Source organism: Flavobacterium ustbae (assembly GCF_003946915.1).
GTDB lineage: Bacteria > Bacteroidota > Bacteroidia > Flavobacteriales > Flavobacteriaceae > Flavobacterium > Flavobacterium ustbae.
This window is the reverse complement of sequence record NZ_RPOC01000001.1, coordinates 851,295-868,134: the sequence shown is the minus strand read 5'-3', so window position 1 is coordinate 868,134 and position 16,840 is coordinate 851,295. Positions and strand designations below refer to the sequence as shown.

Sequence of the window (16,840 nt, the reverse complement as noted above, 5' to 3'; positions counted from 1 at the left end):
TTAAATCGGAAAAACTTTTCTTGGCAGACAAAAAAGTTTCAATACTTCTTTCAAACAAAATTTTTAATGCATAATAATTTTGAATAATCTCAATATCAATAATTACAATTTAAAAACGCTTAATTTCCGAACTTAATCTGTTATCTTTGCACCCTGATACAGTTTAAATAAATATAATCTTATAAACTGTTTTCTGAGAATAAAAAAAACAGCCCATTACAATGAAACTAGATAGAAAAGAAATTCTAAAAGCTTTAGAGACAATTACTATTGCTGGAGAAGGAAAAAATATGGTCGAAAGCGGTGCCGTAACCAATGTTATTACTTTTGGCGACGAAGCTGTTGTAGACCTTGTACTGCATACACCTGCTATGCACATTAAAAAAAGAGCAGAAGATGATATTAAAAAAACAATTCATGATTTAATATCACCTGATGCAAAAGTAAAAGTAAATATTAAAGTAGAAACTCCAGAGAAGCCTGAAATTAAAGGGCGCGCTATTCCTGGTATCAAAAATATAATTGCAGTCGCTTCTGGCAAAGGAGGAGTAGGAAAATCTACTGTAACTGCAAACTTGGCTGTTACGCTTGCAAAAATGGGCTTCAAAGTTGGAGTTCTAGATGCCGATATCTACGGACCATCGATGCCAATTATGTTTGACGTTGAAAACGAAAAACCAGTTTCTATAACAGTTGATGGGAAATCAAAAATGAAACCTATTGAAAGCTACGAAATCAAAATGCTTTCTATCGGATTTTTTACAGCGCCAAGCCAAGCCGTAATATGGAGAGGGCCAATGGCTGCAAAAGCATTAAACCAAATGATTTTTGATGCTGACTGGGGAGAATTAGATTTCATGCTTCTTGACTTGCCTCCTGGAACTGGAGATATTCACCTTTCTATCATGCAGTCGCTACCAATTACTGGTGCTGTAGTAGTAAGTACTCCACAAGCAGTTGCTCTTGCCGATGCTAAAAAAGGAGTGGCAATGTTTATGCAAGACAATATCAATGTTCCAGTTTTAGGAATTATTGAAAACATGGCTTACTTTACACCAGAAGAATTGCCAGAAAACAAATATTATATCTTTGGACAAGAAGGTGCTAAAAACCTTGCTGAAGATTTAGACGTTCCATTTTTAGGAGAAGTTCCAATTGTACAATCTATTCGCGAAGCAGGAGATTACGGTCGTCCGGCAGCATTGCAGACAGCATCACCAATAGAAAAAGTTTTTGAGGAAATTACTAGAAATGTGGTACAGGAAACAGTAAACAGAAACGAAAGCTTACCCGCAACAGAAGCGATCAAGATCACAACAATGGCAGGCTGTTCAGCGGTAAAGAAAAACTAATTAGATAATGAGATAATTTGCCAATTAGAAAATTTTAAGTATTATCTAATTGGCAAATTTCACAATTAAAAAATTAATAAATTTAAGATAATGAGACAATTAGGTAATTTTAAAGAATTTTCTAATTGACATATTTTCTAATTGACACATTATAATTATGACAACAGAAGAATTAACAAATAATGTTTTATTGGCCTTAGACGAGATAAGACCATTCTTAAAATCTGATGGCGGAGATATTTCATTGATTTCTATTGAAGATGACAAACATGTAAAAGTTCGTCTGGAAGGAGCTTGCATTAGCTGCAGCGTTAATCAAATGACGCTTAAAGCAGGTGTTGAAACAACTATAAAAAAATATGCACCACAAATCGAAACTGTGGTAAATGTGATGTAACAAAGATGTAATTGTTTTTTCTGAACGTATTTTTGCATTTAACAAGAATAATAAGCCTTATTGTGATTTGTTTAAATAATTAGCAAAAACGCTCTCAAAAAACAATGATTTTTGCGACATTCTGAAAAAACAACTTAAAGTTTTAAGAGTTTTTGTTAAGTAATTGTTACATTTTTAACTTAAATTTGTCACATAACCCTTAATCTTATACTTATGAAAAACTTTTACGCTCTTTTTTTATTATTGTTTTTTGTTACTGTAGATTACGCCCAAAGTAAGAATGTTGTTGTTGACAAGGCTTGGGTAAGCGAATCAGAAGAATGGGCAGATTTTCAATATTCGGGAAAAATTGTATTTTCGATTAATCCAAATGAAGAAGCTGGTTCATTAAGAATTGGTAACTACGATTTTCTGTATGACTTTGTTGATGGCAGAGCTAAATTTGCAAGTAAGACAACTTACAGTTCAGCAGAATTTTCTCATCCGAGAAAAATTTCAGCATCAACAGACAAACAAGGCGTTTTAAACACGACTTACGAAGGAACACTTGTTTTCCAATCTGACAAAGATTATTACTCTGTAATTGCAGTGGTAACAATTCTTGAAAAGAATGAAAATGTCCTTGGAGTAAAAATGCGTTTGAAAGAAAACAATAGAAAGGAATACGCTTTTAGTACTAAACCTACTAGCTAATATAAATTAGGATTTTTTCACGTTATAAAATCCTGCCAAAAAATTCCAATAATTAAAATGGATGTATTAATAAAAATTAAAGATCGAGAAGGAGTTATACACGAATTACAAGCTCCAACTGATATGGCAATGAATATAATGGAGTTATGCAAAGCATACGAACTTCCTGTAGAAGGAACCTGCGGAGGAATGGCCATGTGCGCTTCTTGCCAGTGCTATGTTCTGAATGATGTTGCATTACCAGAAATGGGTGACGATGAGGAAGCCATGCTTTCGGAAGCATTTTATGTTAAGTCTAATAGCCGTTTAGGCTGTCAGATTCCAATTACTGAAGATTTGGAAGGTTTGGAACTAGAATTGGCACCAGAATATTAAAAATACAAAAAGCGAGAATTTAAATTCTCGCTTTTTTTTAGCTTTAAACCTGACAGTTTTTAGAAATATGTTAGTTACTTGAATACATTTTTTTTACAGAAAGGAAAAATTTATTGCTTGTAGCTGAATTTTCTAATTGTACCGAATTTGGTGTAATCAAATTAAGCTATCAACTTAAGCCACAAAAAAACCGTAATCACATTACTGCGATTACGGTTTTTTCTTTATAACAATTTTAATTAATCTCTGAGATTATACCAAACCTGCTTTAATTAAGTATTCAGCAATTTGGATTGTGTTTGTTGCAGCACCTTTTCTTAAATTGTCAGCAACAATCCACATGTTTAATGTATTTGGCTGGCTTTCGTCACGACGAATTCTTCCAACAAAAACATCATTTTTACCTTCTGCATATAATGGCATTGGGTAAGTAAAGGTATCTAAATTGTCTTGCACCACTACTCCATCAGTGTTGTGTAAGATTTCGCGAACTTCATTTACTTCAAAATCATTTGTAAACTCTACGTTTACTGCTTCACTGTGTCCGCCTACAACTGGCACACGAACTGCAGTAGCGGTAACTCTGATAGTATTATCACCTAATATTTTTTGAGTTTCGCGAACTAATTTCATTTCTTCTTTAGTATATCCGTTTTCTTCAAAACTGTCGCAATGAGGAATTGCATTTCTGTGGATTGGATATTTGTAAGCCATATCTCCCTGAACTCCAGCGTACTCATTTTCTAATTGTTTAACCGCTTTTACACCAGTTCCTGTAATAGATTGGTAAGTAGAAACAATGATTCTTTTGATGTTGTATTTTTTATGCAAAGGAGCCAAAGTCATTACCATTTGAATAGTAGAACAGTTTGGATTTGCAATAATTTTATCTTCTCTAGTCAAAACATCGGCATTGATTTCTGGAACAACCAATTTTTTAGTTGGATCCATTCTCCATGCAGAAGAGTTGTCGATTACAGTTGTTCCGGCAGCAGCAAATTTTGGAGCCCACTCCAAAGATGTATCTCCGCCAGCAGAGAACACAGCGATATCTGCTTTCATATCAACAGCGGTTTGCAATCCTACTACTTTATATTTAGTTCCTTTGTATTCGATCTCTTTTCCTACCGATCTTTCTGATGCAACAGGAATTAATTCTGTAACAGGAAAATTTCTTTCCGCTAAAACTTTAAGCATTACTTCGCCAACCATTCCGGTAGCACCTACAACTGCAATTCTCATTTTTATATTTTTAAATAATCAATTAATCTAATTTGTATTGCAAAAATAAGTATAATAAAAGTCTTGACAAGGTGATTCACAAAAAATAACAAAATGTTACAAAATAAACATTTTGTAAAAAAACCGCCTCTTTAGAAGGCGGTTAAGTTAGACTTAGTGTAGCGGTATTATACGTTTTTATTTTTTAATAAATCTCTAATTTCTGTAAGCAACTCTTCTTGAGTTGGTGCAGCAGGCTGGTTCGGCGCTGGCTCTTCTTTCTTTTTAAGGCTATTCATTCCTTTAATAACAAGAAATAAAACAAATGCTACGATGATAAAGTTAATTACTGCAGAAAGAAACAGACCGTATTTTACACCTCCAAAGGCGGTTAGTTCTTCTATTTTTGACAAATGAGCTGCATCTAAAGCTGGTTTTAATACTAACGGTGTAATTACATCTTCAATAAATGAACTTACAATTTTACCAAAAGCAGCTCCTATAATTACAGCAACAGCAAGGTCAACTACATTGCCTTTCATTGCAAATGCCTTAAATTCTGAAAAAAATCCCATATCTGACTTGTTTAGTTTTACATTAACGAATATCGAAAATACGTAATTTTTGTTAAAAAACCATATAAGTTATTCTCTTTTAAACCATATAAGTCATAGTAGAAATTATAAGCTTGACGCAATTGAAATACATAATCAAGTAACAAAAGAAATAATATTCATCTAAAATGAACTTATATAACTTATATGGTTTAAAAAAATTACTATCTAAAAAATACGCGCTTTACTCTTTGCGAAATGCTCGTCATTATCTCATACGGAATGGTTTTTAATGCTGCAGCCATTTCTATAACCGTTGGGCTTTCGCCGAAAATAATTACCGAATCGCCTTCTTTGCAATCGATATGGCTTACGTTAACCATTAACATGTCCATACAGACACTTCCAACGATTTTAGCTTTTTGATTTTTAATTGTTACATAACCAACCTCATTTCCCCATAATCTCGCAATTCCGTCTGCATAACCAATCGGGATTGTAGCAATTTTAGTTGCTGCATCTGCCATAAAACGGCGCCCGTAGCCCACACTGTCGCCTGCAGGAATAGTTCTGACTTGAGAAATAATTGACTTTAATGTTCCAACGTTTTCCAAATATTTTTGTTCTGCCGAATCGTTTGAAACTCCGTACAATCCAATGCCTAAACGCACCATATTGTATTGCGCATTTGGGAAATTGCTAATTCCAGAAGTATTCAAAATATGGCGAATCGGATTTATGTTTAATTCGTTAATTAATCTGGAAGATAATTTCTCAAACAAAGCAATCTGCTGATTCACAAAATCGTAATGTGTTGGATCATCACTTGTCGCCAAATGTGAAAGAATACTCTGCACTCGAACGGTTGAATTTCCTTTTAAAGTTGAAATCAGCTCATCGATCGTATTATTCTCAAAACCTAAACGGTGCATTCCCGTATCCATTTTGATGTGGATTGGATAATCTTTTAAATTCTTTTCGCGGGCAATTTTCAAAAAGGCATTTAGACCTTTTAAACTATAAATTTCTGGTTCTAATTGATATTGAATAATCGATGGAAAACTGGTCGATTCTGGATTTAAAACCATAATTGGCAATTTTATTCCGCCATTTTTCAATGCGATTCCTTCATCGGCGAAAGCCACACCCAAATAATCCACTTTATGATGTTCTAATAATTTAGCAATTTCTAAACCTCCGTTTCCATAACCAAATGCTTTTACCATTACCATCATTTTGACATTTGGTGCCAGTTTTGATTTGTAGTAATTAAAGTTGTGGCTAATAGCATCGAGATTGATTTCTAGAACTGTTTCGTGAGTTTTTTCTTCAAGAAGCGAAACAATTTCTTCGAACTTAAATGATCTTGCTCCTTTTATTAAAATGGTTTCGTTATTGAAATTCAGATTGTCAATTTCGGCGATAAAATCAGCTGTATTTTGAAACATAACGCTGTTTGGAAATTTTGCTGCAAAAGAAGAAATCGTAGACCCAATACCAACTACTCGGTTTATTTTATTGTCTAGAATTAACTGGGCAACTTTCGAGTATAATTCTTCATTGGAAAATCCGCTTTGAAAAATATCTGATAAAATAACAGTTTTGGAAGCGCCTTTTTTCTTTTGGCTTTCCAGAAAATCCAAAGCAATTTTAAGCGACTGAAAATCGGAACTGTAACTATCATCAATTATACTGCTATTATTGATTCCGTTTTTTACTTCCAAACGCATTCGCACCGGATAAAGCATCTGGATTCTATTCTGAATCGTTTCCTGATCGTAGTCAAAATGTAGCAAAACCAGTAAACACGAAATCGCATTTTCTATAGAAGCCGAATCGTTAAACGGAATTTCTAAATTGAATATTTCATTTTTGTATTGATATTGAATTACTGTACTTTCATTTTTATTTTCTTTTTTCGAAATAAAAACATCGGCGGTTCTATCGGTAAAACTCCACGAAAACAATTTTCGCGGATGCATCATATATTCTGCTGCAAATTGCAACAAACAAGAATCGACGATTTCGTTTTTTTGGTAAATAATTATCGGACAATCTTTAAACAGCAGCAATTTCTCATCTATCTTCTGCACTAGGTTTTTAAACCCCTCGTCATGCGCAGAGCCAATGCTGGTAAGAACGCCAATTGTTGGTTTTATGATATTCTCCAGTTTAACCATTTCGTTAACGGTCGAAATTCCAGCTTCAAAAATTCCTAAATTATGTTTTTCATTAATGGCAATTATAGAAAGTGGCACTCCAACCTGAGAATTGTAACTTTTTGGACTTCTAATAATATTATAATCTGGACTCAGCAAAAAGTTGAGCCATTCTTTTACGATCGTTTTTCCGTTACTTCCCGTTAAGCCGATAACCGGAAAATGAAACAGATTTCTATAATATGCCGCAAATCCCTGAAGTGCAAAAAGCGTATTTTCGACAACCAAAAAATTAGCTTTGTCTGCATATCCTTCCGGAATATACTGTACGACAAAATTCTGAACTCCGTTCTCTATTAAATCGGGAATAAATAAATGAGCATCGTTGTTAACGCCGACTAGAGCAAAAAATAAGGTCTGCGATCCGTTTTGAAGCGAACGGCTGTCAATTGAGATATGATCGATTAAAACATCAGCATCTGAACCAATCCAATTGGCTTTGAGAACTGAAACCAGGCTTTTTAAATTTTGGCTCATTTGGTAATTTCTTTTTTTCAAAATTAAAACATTAATGATAGAAACGAGAATGTTTGCCACGAATTACACGAATTGCACTATTTTTTTTGATTCTTTTGCCACAGATTATAAGATTAAAAATGATTATTTTTCTTAACCCCGAATTTTCTAAATATTAAAAAATAAAATCTGTGAAAATCATTTCAATCTGTGGCAAAATCTCTTCCAGCAGATTAAAATGAAATTTGTGAAAATTTGTGTAATTCGTGGCAAAAAATAATATTTCAGTATATTTGTTTTATACCACAAATTTTGCGTTTTGAAAAAAGTACTTCCACTCTTCTCGTATATATTACATCCGATTTTTATATCGCTGTACGCTACTTTGTTTTATCTGTTTTGCAAAGAAGACGTTTTTAGTAGGCAGGAAAAGTATTTTGTCTTAATACAGATTTTAGTAATCAATATTATTGTTCCCGTTTTATTTTATCTGCTTCTAAAATCGACAGGACATGTAAAATCGGTCATGCTTAGCGAGACTTCAGAACGAACAATTCCGCTCATTTTGCAGTGTTTTTTATATATTTTATTAGTCAAAAGAAGCATTGTCATTACCCGTTATCCTGAGCTTCACTTCTTTTTTCTTGCTGGTTTATTCAGTACAATTTTTGCATTGGTCTGTGTTCTTTTCAAGACGAAAGCAAGTCTGCACATGGTGGCTATTTCAGGTTTAACGATTTTTGTTATCGGATTAAACATTCATCTTCAAATGCATAATCCGTATTGGTCGGCTTTACTTATTTTATTGTCGGGAATTGTGGCTTCATCTCGTTTAGAAATGAATGCGCATACTCCTAGAGAAATATTAATAGGATTGTTTATTGGAATAATGCCACAGCTTTTATTTTTATATCTCTGGTTATAAAATATAAAAAATCAATCCCGCATTTAAGGTCTTCATTTTGATTGCTTCTCCAGACAAAGTCGTCGTCGAATTAAACAGCGGATTTAAACCATAATACAAATAAAGATTCCATGTATTGTAACCCGCAGCAATATAAGGTCCGTATTGAAATGTATTTACGTTTTTATTATTATTGATTCTATACGTGTTTTCGCCATCATTTAAAAGAGACATACTCGAAAAAACATAACTCAATTTTATTCCGCCATAAATACGCCAGAATTTAGTGCTTTCGTAAGTCGAATTACGCCATCTGAATTCTATCGGGAGATCTACAGAATATTGTCTGTAACGATTAGAAACAAATTCGCCATAATTATTCACGCCGTAAATTATATTTCCCGTAGCGTCCTCAGAAATAGTTAAGTTTTGATAGTAATTCTGATAGCTCAAACCTAAACCTGCCGCAATGGCAACTGTTCTCGATTTATTAATGGGCATATCGCGTAAAAAACCTCCTGAAAGTCCAAGAGAAAATTTGTTTTGTTTGAAATTGACCGGAATATCGGTAAACATGTTATAGGTAACCGAAAAGTAAAACTGATCTTCTCGATACAAAGAATCAATTTTTATAACTGGTTTTATCTCAGGCTTAACATCTTCTTGTGCAAAAGAGTTAAAAAAAGTGAGTAAAAATAAGCAGCTAAAAATAATTCGCATATCGTGGATTTGAGTTTTAAAGAGATGATTATAAATAAACGTCTCTGTACGCTTATTTATTTCACATACAAATATAATATAATGCTTTTTGTAGTAAAGATACAAAGTATAAATATTCTCATTTTGACTACGATTAAAATTAATTGCTGCATTATTTTCAATAAATCAATTCCCTGAAAGAAAAAAATTAATCTATTTTGTTTTTATCTTTTATACCTTTGTAGGTCATGAAGAAAAAGCAGTTCATATTAAGTGTATCGTTTGCTGTAACAATATTATTTTCGATATTGTTTCAGTCCATACACAGTTATGAGCATATTGTAAAACAGCTTTCAGAAAAACAATGTCATCATAATTACAATGATCCTAACGGCGAGATAACGCATCAGCATCATGATTATGACGTTTGTTTTGTTTGTCATTTTGCTTTTGAATCTTTTATTCTTCCGCAAAATTTCTCTTTTGAATTTCATTCATTTGACAGAGAAACAGCTTATTTCTTCCCGTTTTCGGAGAAGATTTTTTCAATTTCAACCACTTCGTATTTCTTACGGGGTCCTCCTGCTGTTATAGTCTCTTAATTTCGATTATTCGAAAAACATCATATTTCTTTTAATTTAATTTCAAAACAACATTGAGTTTCGTAATCCTCCTTATATCGGTTAGGATTAGAATGCTTTTATTACTGTTTTTGATTTTCATTTCTAAGAAACACTCCATTAACTATAGCATCATTTTCAAATGAAAAAATTTATAATTACCCTACTTTTAGGGTTTTCGAGCATGCTGAACGCTCAAAATTCGGTTTCAGGAATTGTAACCGATACTCAAAATCAGCCATTACCTGGGGTTTCTGTTTATGCTCCTGAATTGCACAAAGGAACCACAACAGATGCAAACGGAAAATACGAATTCAATAATCTTCCAAACGGAAGTTTACACATTGCTTTTACTTATGTTGGATATGCCAATCAAAATAAAACAATTGCTAAATTATTAAAGCAAAATACTTTAGATATAATTTTAGAAGAATCTATTTTAGAAATGGATGAAGTAGTCGTGTCAACACCTTTCAACAAACTGCAATCGCAAAACGTAATGAAAATTGAACACGAAAGCATTAAAACCTTACAGCAAAAAGGGACTTCAACTTTAATTGAAGGTTTAGCGACAATTCCTGGAGTTTCGCAAATTTCTACGGGAACTTCTATCGGAAAACCTGTTATTCGCGGACTTAGTGGCAATCGTGTTTTGGTTTATTCTCAAGGTGTTCGTATCGAAAATCAGCAGTTTGGAGACGAACATGGTTTAGGTTTAAATGATGCTGGAATAGAAAGTGTTGAAGTTATTAAAGGTCCTGCTTCTTTACTATATGGTTCTGATGCTTTGGGAGGCGTTTTATATTTTAATCCTGAAAAATTTGCTGATGCAGGGGATTTTAAAGCCAATTTCAGCCAAAAATATTTTACAAATACAGAAGGAAGCAATTCTTCTATCGGATTGAAAACTTCTACGGACAATTGGAAATTCTTAGCACGAGGAAGTTACAACACCCATTCTGATTACAAAATTGCTGATGGCAATCGCGTAACCAATTCACGTTATAATGAAACCGATTTCAAAACCGGAATTGGATACAGCAATTCAACCTTCTCAAGTGTTGTGCGATATAACTTTAATAAACTAGACATCGGAATTCCTGAAGACGGAATTGCAGCACAATCATCGAGCAAAGACACACAATTTCCTAGACAGGGAATTAACAATCATTTATTGAGTTTGAACAATGTTATTTTCTTTGAAAACTCAAAATTAGATGTTGATTTAGGATACATTGCCAATGACAGAAGCGAGTTTGAAGACAGCAACGAAGCTGCTTTGCACATGAAATTGAATACTTTTAATTATAATGCAAAATATCATTTTCCTAAATTCGGAAAAATTGAAACTATTTTAGGAGTTCAGGGAATGCATCAGACCAATAAAAATTCTGGTGAAGAATATTTAATTCCAGACGCAACAACAAATGATTTTGGAGTTTTTGGAACCGCAAACTACGAATGGGACAACAGCGTTATTCAAGCTGGATTACGTTTTGACAATAGAAATGTAAATTCAATTGCACACGGAACTGAAGGCGAAGAAGGGTATTTTCAGGCTCTTGACCGATCTTTTGATAGTTTCAATGCTTCGTTAGGATACAAAACCAAATTGGCAGAACCTTTAACGCTTCGTTTAAATGTCGCGACAGGATTTAGAGCGCCAAACTTAGCAGAACTAACTTCAAACGGTGTTCACGAAGGAACAAACCGTTATGAAATTGGAAATGCTAATTTGAAAACCGAACAAAATGTTCAGACCGATATTAACTTAGAATATAAAAATTCTCATTTTGAATTCTTCGTAAACGGATTCTACAATCACGTAAACAACTACATCTACACTTCGCCAACGGGAGAAGTTTTGGATGACAATGATGTGTTTGCTTACGTTCAAGACAATGCACAATTATTTGGTGGAGAAGCGGGATTGCACTTTCACCCGCATCCTTTAGACTGGCTGCATTTTGAGACTAGTTTTGAAACGGTTACAGGTAAAAAAGACAATGATGATTATCTGCCTTTAATTCCTGCAAACAACTGGAATAATACACTTAGAACTGAATTTAACATCAAAAACTGGTTAAGTGAAGGTTTTGCTTCTTTGAATGTTTCTTCAACTTTTAGTCAAGACAACGTGAGCGGTTTTGAAACAGCTTCTAAAGGATATACTTTGGTAAATTTAGGTTTTGGAGGAACGGTTAAACTTGGAAAAACTGCTTTCGACATTAACTTAAACGGAAACAATTTATTCGATAAAAAATACATCGCTCACCTTTCAAGATTAAAAACAGACGGTATTCCGAATATTGGAAGAAATATCATTTTGGGCGTTAATTTTAATTTATAAGATTTTTTGAACCATATAAGTTATATAAGTTGATTTTAGCATAATGGGCTATCCTGCAAGGTTTCCAAAACCTTGTAGGTTTGTTTATTTTAGATTTGATCGCAAATTATACCTACAAGGTTTTGGAAACCTTGCAGGAAAATAAAATGAACTTATACAACTTATATGGTTTAACTTTTCCTTCCTAATTTTTCACAACAAAAAATGCTATTTTTGTTACAACAGATAAAACTAACTATGAAAAAAACATTTTTATTAATGGCAATTACAACTGCAGGACTATCATTTGGACAAGACAAACTTCAATATCCGCAAACAAAAAAAGGAGAAACTGTTGATGTTTATTTTGACACCAAAGTAAGCGATCCTTACCGTTGGTTAGAAGATGATAAATCTGCAGAAACCGGCGCTTGGGTAAAAGCTGAAAACGACGTTACTTACGCTTATTTAAATAAAATTCCGTTTCGTGATCAACTTAAAAAACGAATGGAACAACTTTGGAACTATGAGAAAATTGGAGCTCCATTCAAAGAAGGAAAGTTTACGTATTATTCTAAAAACAACGGACTTCAAAATCAATCTGTTGTTTACAGAAAAGATGAAAAAGGAAAAGAAGAAGTTTTCTTAGATCCGAATACTTTTTCTAAAGACGGAACAACTTCGCTTGGCGGCTTAAATTTTTCTAAAAACGGAAACATTGCAGCTTACTCCATTTCTGAAGGTGGAAGCGACTGGAGAAAAGTCATTATTATTGATGCACTTTCTAAAAAAGTTATTGAAGATACTTTGGTTGACATAAAATTCAGCGGTGTATCTTGGCACGGAAATGAAGGTTTCTACTACTCTAGCTATGACAAACCAAAAGGAAGTGAATTGTCTGCTAAAACAGATCAGCATAAATTGTATTTCCATAAGCTAGGAACTTCTCAAAAAGACGATAAAGTAATTTTTGGTGCCGACCAAAAAAGAAGATATGTAGGAGGTTATGTTACCGAAGACAATCGTTATTTGGTAATTACAGCCGCTAATTCAACTTATGGAAATGAGCTGTATATTAAAGACCTGACTAAACCAAATAGTCCGATTATAACTATTATTAACAATTTTGACAATTCTTATTCTATTATTGAAAATGAAGGAACAAAATTATTTATAGAAACTGACTACAAAGCTCCAAACGGACGTGTTGTTACAGTTGATGCAAGCAATCCGAAAGTAGAAAACTGGAAAGATTTTATTAAAGAAACTGAAAACGTATTAAACCCTTCAACTGGTGCCGGTTATTTCTTTGCTAATTATACGAAAGATGCTGTTTCATTTGTACAGCAATACGATTATAGCGGAAAATTGGTTCGTGAAATTAAACTTCCTGCTGTTGGAACTGCAAGCGGATTCAGCGGTAAAAAAGATGAGAAGATTTTATATTACAGCTTTACCAATTATACAACTCCAGGAAGCATCTATTCTTTGGAACCAAAAACGGGTAAATCTGAAGTGTATCAAAAACCAAAAGTAGATTTCAAAAGCGAAGATTACGAGTCTAAACAGGTTTTCTATACATCAAAAGACGGTACCAAAGTTCCCATGATTATTACGTATAAAAAAGGAACAAAATTAGATGGTAAAAACCCAACGATTCTTTACGGTTACGGCGGATTCAATATTAGTTTAACACCAAGTTTCAGCATTGCTAATGCAGTTTGGATGGAAAACGGTGGCGTTTATGCTGTTGCTAACTTAAGAGGTGGCGGTGAGTACGGAAAAAAATGGCACGATGCCGGAACGAAATTGCAAAAACAAAATGTATTTGATGATTTTATCGCTGCCGCGGAATATCTAATTGCGCAAAAATATACCTCATCTGATTATTTAGCTATTCGTGGAGGATCGAACGGTGGTTTATTAGTTGGTGCAACAATGACTCAGCGCCCTGATTTAATGAAAGTGGCTTTGCCAGCAGTTGGAGTTATGGATATGCTTCGTTATAATGCTTTTACAGCGGGCGCAGGATGGGCTTTTGATTATGGAACTGCTCAGGACAACAAAGAAATGTTTGAATATTTAAAAGGGTATTCTCCTGTTCATAACGTAAAAAAAGGAACACAATATCCAGCAACAATGGTTACAACTGGTGATCATGATGATCGTGTAGTTCCGGCACACAGTTTTAAATTTGCTTCTGAACTGCAGGAAAAACAGGCGGGAGATAATCCGGTTTTAATTAGAATTGATGTTAAAGCTGGACACGGAGCAGGAAAATCTGTTGCGGCTACAATTCAAGAAAATGTAGATATTCAAGCGTTTACGCTATACAATATGGGTTTTAAAGCTTTGCCTTCTAAGTAAGACTTTAAGCTTATTTTTTTTAGCCACGAATTCACGAATTTATTTTGTGAATTTTGTGGCTGTTTTTTTGCCACGACCCGAGCGATAACGAATAGGCGAAGCAATTGCACTAATTGCGCAAAATTTTGATAGCCACGAATTCACGAATTGTTTTTTCCTCAGTTTAAAAATAGAAAGTTTTGCGATGAATTGCCCGAATTTCTGTTAAGGATTCATCTATGAAAACCCTTAATCTATGGTAATAAAAAATCAGCTTAATCTGCAAAATCTGCGTGAAACAAATACATCCAAAGTTTAATCCTTTTAATCTTTTTAATCTGTGGCAAAAAAATTAGTGCAATTGCTTCGCCTATTCGCTATCGCTCGGGTCGTGGCATACACTTTTATACGTAGTCTGAATGAAAAAATAATTCGTGAATTCGTGGCTAACCTTTTTAAATAAACTTTAAATTTGAGAAACTTAAAACTTAAACCATGAAAATTATAAAATGGGGAATCATTGGCTGCGGAAATGTAACCGAAGTTAAAAGCGGACCTGCTTTTCAAAAAGCTCCAAATTCTGCTTTGGTTGCCGTAATGCGTAGAGATGCTGCCCTTGCAGAAGATTACGCCAAACGCCACAATGTTCCGAAATGGTATTCGAATGCTGAAGATCTAATTAACGATCCAGAAGTTGATGCCGTTTATATTGCTACTCCTCCATCTTCTCACAAAGAATATACGATTTTATGCGCCAAAGCCAGAAAACCAGTTTATGTAGAAAAACCAATGGCGCTGACTTTTGAAGAATGCAACGAAATGATCAGTGCCTGCAAAGAGCATAATGTTCCATTGTTTGTAGCTTATTACAGAAGAGCACTTCCTCGTTTTTTAAAAATTAAGGAAATTATCGATCAAGGAAAATTAGGCAATATCAGACATGTTAATTGTGTTTTATTCCATCCTTTTGAAGAACGTTACGATGACGAAATCAATCTTCCGTGGACGGTTTTACCACATATTTCTGGAGGAGGAATTTTTGTTGATTTAGCCTGTCACACTTTAGATTTCTTAGATTTTGTTTTAGGTCCAATAAAATCGGTTCGCGGACATGCGACTTCTCAATTAATGGCTTATCCCGCCGAAGATGCTGTTTCAATGTCTTTCTTGTTCGAAAATGGAATTCACGGTTCGGGTATCTGGAATTTTGCAAGTTTTGAACGTTATGACAATACCGAAATTGTGGGCGATAAAGGAAAAATCTCGTTCTCTACTTTTGGTAATGATCCTATTCATATTCAATATGCAGAGGGAGAAAAGGAAACTATTACAATAGAAAATCCGCTTCATATTCAGCAACCGTTTATCGAGACTGTTATCGCTGAACTTTTAGGCAATGAAGGCGCTTCTCCATCAAAAGGAAAGACTGGTGCCAGAACAACTTGGGTTATCGATCAGGTTTTGAAGGAGTTTAGAGAAGCTTCAAAATAATAATTTTACATCATTTTTGTCATCCCGAGGAACGAGGGATCTCCGCAAGAAACTCCTCAAACTAAATCGCCTATCTATGTAGAGCTACTTACGGAGATCCCTCGTTCCTTGGGATGACAAGCAACTCGTGAAAAAACTATTAAACCAAAAAAGAGGATATTCTTTCGAATATCCTCTTTTTTAAAAAACTAAAAATTTCTATAAAATTATAGGCTGTATTTGATACCTAAAGTTAAACCTAAACCAGAAATTCCAACATAAGAACTTAACTCATCCATTGGTCTTGAAGCATCTACACCATTTGGATTTGTTTGAGCATTATTAGAATTTGTATTTAAACCATCTCTGTAATTAGTGTGAATTTGTGCAGTTGTTCTAGTTGCCAAAGCATCTTGTCCATTAACCGTAAACTCAGTAGTTTCTTTTGTTTTTCCGTGCACTGTAAAATTTCTATATTCCAATTCAGCAAAAGCAGAAAGATGACTCGTCAATTTGTACGTTGTACCAACAGCAGCTGTAAATCCGATAGTTGGGTTTGGTTTCACTTTGTCAACACTATGAACGTTTCCAAAAACTGGCTGTCCTGTTCCAGGATTAACTCCAACTGGAGCAACAGCATCTGTTTTAATTTCTAAGTCTCCGTGAATTGGAACTAAAATACCAACTTTAGTATACGGTTCAAATCCTTTAGCTTCACCTAAAAACATTACAATTGCAGGAGCTAAATCAAAAGCTGTAATTTGACCAACTGATTTAAAATTATAAATTCCAGTTGTTGCAGAAGTTGGGATATATGGTTGGTCTGAAGTTGTCTGAGCCATTTTTTTGTCATTACTGTTATAGTAATTAATCCCTAACTCAACTCCTAAACGTGTTGAAAAACGGTAACCAGCAGTAATACCAGTTCTGAAACCTTGACCGAAAGATCCAGTAATACTTTCTTCAGAAACTAATTTTCCTCCTACGTAAGTTTTATTTAATGCTGGATTTCCTCCAACTGTTGGAAATTCTGTTGAAGCAGTTTGATTGAAATATGAGCCTCCTAATTTAAAATACCAGCTTTCTGGTTTTTCTGTTGTCTGCGCCACACCGGCCATTGAGCAAACTAATAATCCTAATAAAAATAGGTTCTTTTTCATAATTTTGATTTATTGATTTATACAAACTTAGAATATTTTAACAGA

At 34.0% G+C, this 16,840-nt stretch carries 14 protein-coding genes; 9 read left to right on the top strand and 5 right to left on the bottom strand.

Translation table 11 applies throughout. The features are described 5' to 3' along the window. The first annotated feature begins 221 nt into the window (after positions 1-221). From EG814_RS03715 to EG814_RS03700, 4 genes are all read left to right on the top strand, one after another. Positions 222-1,352, top strand: coding sequence for an Mrp/NBP35 family ATP-binding protein (locus EG814_RS03715; RefSeq protein WP_125719000.1), 1,131 nt, complete (start codon positions 222-224; stop codon positions 1,350-1,352). 157 nt (positions 1,353-1,509) lie between these two features. After that, positions 1,510-1,749 (top strand): NifU family protein, encoded by a 240-nt coding sequence (locus EG814_RS03710; protein ID WP_125718998.1) that lies wholly within the window; start codon positions 1,510-1,512, stop codon positions 1,747-1,749. A gap of 213 nt (positions 1,750-1,962) precedes the next feature. After that, a complete protein-coding gene (locus EG814_RS03705) occupies positions 1,963-2,442 on the top strand; it encodes a hypothetical protein (RefSeq protein WP_125718996.1) in 480 nt (159 codons plus the stop codon). Positions 2,443-2,499: 57 nt separating this feature from the next. Further along, the gene (locus tag EG814_RS03700) at positions 2,500-2,817 is read left to right on the top strand and encodes a 2Fe-2S iron-sulfur cluster-binding family protein (RefSeq protein WP_091490641.1); all 318 of its coding nucleotides are present in this window, start codon (positions 2,500-2,502) and stop codon (positions 2,815-2,817) included. 252 nt (positions 2,818-3,069) lie between these two features. Here the strand turns inward: EG814_RS03700 and EG814_RS03695 are convergent, their stop codons facing one another. From EG814_RS03695 to EG814_RS03685, 3 genes are all read right to left on the bottom strand, one after another. Then, the gene (locus tag EG814_RS03695; RefSeq protein WP_125718994.1) at positions 3,070-4,059 is read right to left on the bottom strand and encodes an aspartate-semialdehyde dehydrogenase; all 990 of its coding nucleotides are present in this window, start codon (positions 4,057-4,059) and stop codon (positions 3,070-3,072) included. Between the two features lie 167 nt (positions 4,060-4,226). Further along, positions 4,227-4,613, bottom strand: a complete 387-nt coding sequence (mscL, locus tag EG814_RS03690; protein WP_125718992.1) for a large conductance mechanosensitive channel protein MscL — start codon at positions 4,611-4,613, stop codon at positions 4,227-4,229. A 203-nt stretch (positions 4,614-4,816) separates the two neighbouring features. Continuing rightward, positions 4,817-7,288: a bifunctional UDP-N-acetylmuramoyl-tripeptide:D-alanyl-D-alanine ligase/alanine racemase gene (locus EG814_RS03685; protein WP_125718990.1), complete on the bottom strand. Its 2,472-nt coding sequence runs from the start codon at positions 7,286-7,288 to the stop codon at positions 4,817-4,819. Positions 7,289-7,586: 298 nt separating this feature from the next. Between EG814_RS03685 and EG814_RS03680 the strand changes: the two genes are divergently transcribed. After that, positions 7,587-8,192: a hypothetical protein gene (locus tag EG814_RS03680; RefSeq protein ID WP_235830900.1), complete on the top strand. Its 606-nt coding sequence runs from the start codon at positions 7,587-7,589 to the stop codon at positions 8,190-8,192. Here the strand turns inward: EG814_RS03680 and EG814_RS03675 are convergent. Next, the gene (locus EG814_RS03675; protein ID WP_125718988.1) at positions 8,187-8,891 is read right to left on the bottom strand and encodes a porin family protein; all 705 of its coding nucleotides are present in this window, start codon (positions 8,889-8,891) and stop codon (positions 8,187-8,189) included. The genes EG814_RS03680 and EG814_RS03675 overlap by 6 nt on opposite strands. Positions 8,892-9,118: 227 nt before the next feature. Here EG814_RS03675 and EG814_RS03670 point away from each other — a divergent pair, with 227 nt between their 5' ends. The 4 genes from EG814_RS03670 (at position 9,119) to EG814_RS03655 (ending at position 15,656) form a co-directional block, all read left to right on the top strand. After that, positions 9,119-9,472, top strand: a complete 354-nt coding sequence (locus tag EG814_RS03670) for a hypothetical protein (RefSeq protein ID WP_125718986.1) — start codon at positions 9,119-9,121, stop codon at positions 9,470-9,472. Positions 9,473-9,632: 160 nt separating this feature from the next. Next, positions 9,633-11,840, top strand: coding sequence for a TonB-dependent receptor (locus EG814_RS03665; RefSeq protein WP_125718984.1), 2,208 nt, complete (start codon positions 9,633-9,635; stop codon positions 11,838-11,840). Positions 11,841-12,077: 237 nt separating this feature from the next. Further along, the gene (locus EG814_RS03660; protein WP_125718982.1) at positions 12,078-14,186 is read left to right on the top strand and encodes a prolyl oligopeptidase family serine peptidase; all 2,109 of its coding nucleotides are present in this window, start codon (positions 12,078-12,080) and stop codon (positions 14,184-14,186) included. A 474-nt stretch (positions 14,187-14,660) separates the two neighbouring features. Beyond that, positions 14,661-15,656, top strand: coding sequence for a Gfo/Idh/MocA family protein (locus EG814_RS03655; protein ID WP_125718980.1), 996 nt, complete (start codon positions 14,661-14,663; stop codon positions 15,654-15,656). A 206-nt stretch (positions 15,657-15,862) separates the two neighbouring features. Here the strand turns inward: EG814_RS03655 and EG814_RS03650 are convergent, their stop codons facing one another. Further along, a complete protein-coding gene (locus tag EG814_RS03650) occupies positions 15,863-16,795 on the bottom strand; it encodes an outer membrane beta-barrel protein (RefSeq protein WP_125718978.1) in 933 nt (310 codons plus the stop codon). Positions 16,796-16,840: the final 45 nt, after the last annotated feature.